Genomic DNA, 3,336 nt, shown 5'->3' with positions numbered 1-3,336 from the left:
TGCGCGTGAGCGGTCATGAAGCCAGCAACTTCGGCCTGAATTGCTGTGCGAAGCAATTCCTTGGCTCCAGCCTGAATGACCTCGGTCAGCGGGTCAGGTGAAAATTCCGATGGCAGATCGAATGGAACAACAGTAGATTTCGACATGTGGCATATCCCTTTCTCTTTGAGAATTGACGGCGACTCGACACCGCCATGATATGCCGCCCCTCAGGGGCCATCACCAACTTTCAACCATATCTCTTCCTTACAGCAGCAGAAGAAAAATCTAGAAAAGAAAATCGAACGCGAGCGGCTTGTAATCGACAAGCTGCCTGAGCTTTCCGTTCAGATACTTGAGTTCGCCAAAGAGCGTGGCAAGATCACAATTGGGCAAGTGGTCATTATCACGAGCGCCAACCGTAATACCATCAAAAAACACCTTCAGTCATTAGTTTCCGCGAACCATTTGGTACAACATGCAACAGGCAAAGGTACTTGGTACGGGCGAAAATAGCCACGGAGTTGGAAGAGAACGAAAATGTCAGTCGACGAGACCAGTCAGCACTTCCATTGACGTTCCTACCTGGAAGATAGGATTTGATCCTACGCCCCTCACACGTCGCGTACTGACAATATATGTATAGCGATTTTACGCCCGTCAGGTTTTTTAACGATTTTGTATGAGTTTTGTGCGCCAATAAAATCAATGGCTTATGGTAATCTAATCAATAATTGACCGTGAACAGCGCCCCCTGAAAGATGCGCTGCGTATTATTTCTTAATAATAAAAATTGGTTGCGGGGGTAGGATTTGAACCTACGACCTTCAGGTTATGAGCCTGACGAGCTACCGGGCTGCTCCACCCCGCGCCAATTCTTGTGATGTAACTGTCATTCATGCGAGCCGCAAGGGCAGAAGCGCCTAAATTCGAGCGCGCTAAAGGGATATTTGCCGACGCTCGTTATGTGCGCGAAAGACACCATCCAACACAGCCTGCAGGCGCGCGCCTTCGTCGAAATCTGGCACCATTCCTGCGCCTGATTGCACCGCTTCCGCGAAACGCTCGAAGTTGGTCTTTACCGGTGAAAGAACCACAGGCACCCAGGTTGCCTTTTCCAAATTGTCTCCTTCGCAAACTCTCAGCGTGCCAAGCGGGCCAGTGTTCGTCACTTTTAGCCCTCCTTTGGTGCCGTATATTTGCAGACTGAGGTCGTTCAAATTTCCAGGCGCAAAACGCGTTGCATGGATTACTCCCAACGCGCCGCTCTCTAGCGCGACTGTCGCAGAAAAACTATCATTTGCATCAAGGGTATAGCCGTCTATCCGACCGTCCTCGGCCTTGTCGAATGTGCCAAGTCTCCCCGTTAGCTCAGCCACATTTTGCCCCGCCGCGTAGGTTAGGAAATCGAAAATATGGATGCCAACATCCCCCAGAACTCCAAGCGATCCATGCTCTGTCGAAAGCCGCCAAAGCCACGTTGGGTCAGAGCGCCAATCACCCCAGGCCGGCTGCGTTAACCAGCTTTGTAGATAGGACGCCTCAAAATGCCTGATATGACCGATGCGCCCTTCTGCGATGAGAGTCCGCGCGGTTTGTAGGGCGGCGACATTTCGATAGGTAAGGTTAACACCGTGAATGATGCCCTTGCTTCGTGCCTTGGCAGCCATCTGGGCGGCATCTTCATAGGTCGTCGCGAGGGGCTTTTCGCAAAAGACATGCGCACCGGCCTCAAGCACCGCCATCGTGGTCTCAAAATGCGAGGCGTCCGGTGTACAGTTTGCGGCGGCATCGACCTCGCCGCTCTCCAATGCAGAAACCAGACTGGTGAAGGCCATCGGAATTGCATGTTCTGCGGCAAAGGCCTCGGCTCGATCCGTATCGATATCGACGCAGCCCGCTAGCGTGACCCCCGCGATCTTTGAGAAGGCTTCGGCATGCGCACCGGCCATTCGCCCCGTGCCTAAAATAAGAAGTCGCATTGGTGTGTACCCCATCTGACTACCAAGCATCCTTGCCGCATAACATCTTGGCTGCAAACATTTTTTCTCGATTTCTCGCGGCACAAAAAAAATGCGACCGTGCTGTGTTCGCCTGTCCTTGGTTGACAGGTTTGTGAAGAAAATGGCCCAACACTTTTTTTTGCGAAACCCACTCCGGCGATGGCTTCTCGAGCGATAAAAAGAAAACAGTGAGACAAATGGAAAAATCCGGAAAACCGACAGCGCGGCCGCAGAAAAAGGCGCGCACAAAAACCCGAGAGCCACGCTTCAGGCGCGAAACTGACACGGCTCGGCTATATACGGGTGCTAACGGTGGCCTTGTCGCACTTAGCGCAGGTGGCTGGTGGGCGTCGTCAAGCCTTCAGGCCTATGCCCGCGAACAGGACCTTACTCGCGTCGGTCGCGGCGTGCCGTCGATCGTGCAGATCTACCATCCGCAGTGAGGTGATGGTGCAGTGCTTCAGAAAGAAACGCGAAAGGCACTGAAGTGTTTTGAGGAAGAAGGCCTCGCCTACCTGGTCGCCAGTCTGGACACCGATGCAGGGCTTATTTTTGCGGGCCACCTTAGCGCACAAAGGGTAACTTTGTTGTTTTTGGCCTTGATGGACAGATGTAGAAAATCATTCATGGCATCCACGATGAATGATATGCTTAACACAAGCTAACAACGCACCTGGCGCAGGCATAATTCATGAAATACAAACAAAATCGCCGCCCCAAAGGGCGGCGTTTTTGTTCAACATCGTCGAGAGATACGATGTGTTCCTTACTAGATTTGGCGGTGACCTACTCTCCCACGTCTTAAGACGCAGTACCATCGGCGCGACGGCACTTAACTGCCGAGTTCGGAATGGGGTCGGGTGTTTTGCTCGCGCTATGACCACCAAATCAAGAAAAGAACACACCCACGTCCAATCCCAAAGGACTGGACGCCTATCCAAGTCATGTAACCAATATTGTGGTGTATGCTCTTGATTTACTGCGCACAGTTAAGTGCAACAGCCAGTCTACTACTGGATCAAATCAAGCCTATCGGACAATTAGTACCGGTCAACTGAACGCATTGCTGCGCTTACATCTCCGGCCTATCGACGAGGTGGTCTACCTCGGTCCTCAGGGATACCTTGTTTTGAGGGGGGCTTCCCGCTTAGATGCTTTCAGCGGTTATCCTTTCCGATCATAGCTACCCAGCACTGCCATTGGCATGACAACTGGTCCACCAGTGGATCGTTCACCCCGGTCCTCTCGTACTAGGGGCAACTCCTCTCAAGTATCCTACACCCACGGCAGATAGGGACCGAACTGTCTCACGACGTTCTAAACCCAGCTCACGTACCTCTTTAAACGGCGAACA

At 52.2% G+C, this 3,336-nt stretch carries 2 protein-coding genes, 1 tRNA gene and 2 rRNA genes; 1 reads left to right on the top strand and 4 read right to left on the bottom strand.

Annotation, left to right across the window (positions count from 1 at the left end; all coding sequences use genetic code 11):
* Positions 1–773: 773 nt before the first annotated feature.
* Positions 774–850: transfer RNA gene (locus Q1B15_RS00045), tRNA-Met, on the bottom strand.
* A 67-nt stretch (positions 851–917) separates the two neighbouring features.
* Positions 918–1,961, bottom strand: a complete 1,044-nt coding sequence (locus Q1B15_RS00040; RefSeq protein WP_299748301.1) for a Gfo/Idh/MocA family oxidoreductase — start codon at positions 1,959–1,961, stop codon at positions 918–920.
* 218 nt (positions 1,962–2,179) lie between these two features.
* On the opposite strand from Q1B15_RS00040, the gene Q1B15_RS00035 reads away from it, so the two are divergent.
* Entirely contained in the window at positions 2,180–2,425 is a 246-nt protein-coding gene (locus tag Q1B15_RS00035) for a hypothetical protein (protein WP_299748298.1), read from the top strand.
* Positions 2,426–2,755: 330 nt separating this feature from the next.
* On the opposite strand, the gene rrf is transcribed toward Q1B15_RS00035, so the two are convergent.
* Positions 2,756–2,870, bottom strand: a 5S ribosomal RNA gene (gene rrf / locus Q1B15_RS00030).
* 131 nt (positions 2,871–3,001) lie between these two features.
* Positions 3,002–3,336, bottom strand: a 23S ribosomal RNA gene (locus Q1B15_RS00025); the annotation flags it as partial.

It is taken from the genome of uncultured Boseongicola sp. (genome assembly GCF_937988555.1).
Taxonomy (GTDB): domain Bacteria; phylum Pseudomonadota; class Alphaproteobacteria; order Rhodobacterales; family Rhodobacteraceae; genus Boseongicola.
The sequence above is the reverse complement of the archived record's forward strand: the minus strand, read 5'-3'. Positions and strand labels throughout refer to the sequence as shown.

Excerpts from the sequence above, each read along its gene's own strand:
- Q1B15_RS00040 (WP_299748301.1), bottom strand. The coding sequence starts at position 1,961 with ATGCGACTTCTTATTTTAGGCACGGGGCGAATGGCCGGTGCGCATGCC.
- Q1B15_RS00035 (WP_299748298.1), top strand. The coding sequence starts at position 2,180 with ATGGAAAAATCCGGAAAACCGACAGCGCGGCCGCAGAAAAAGGCGCGC.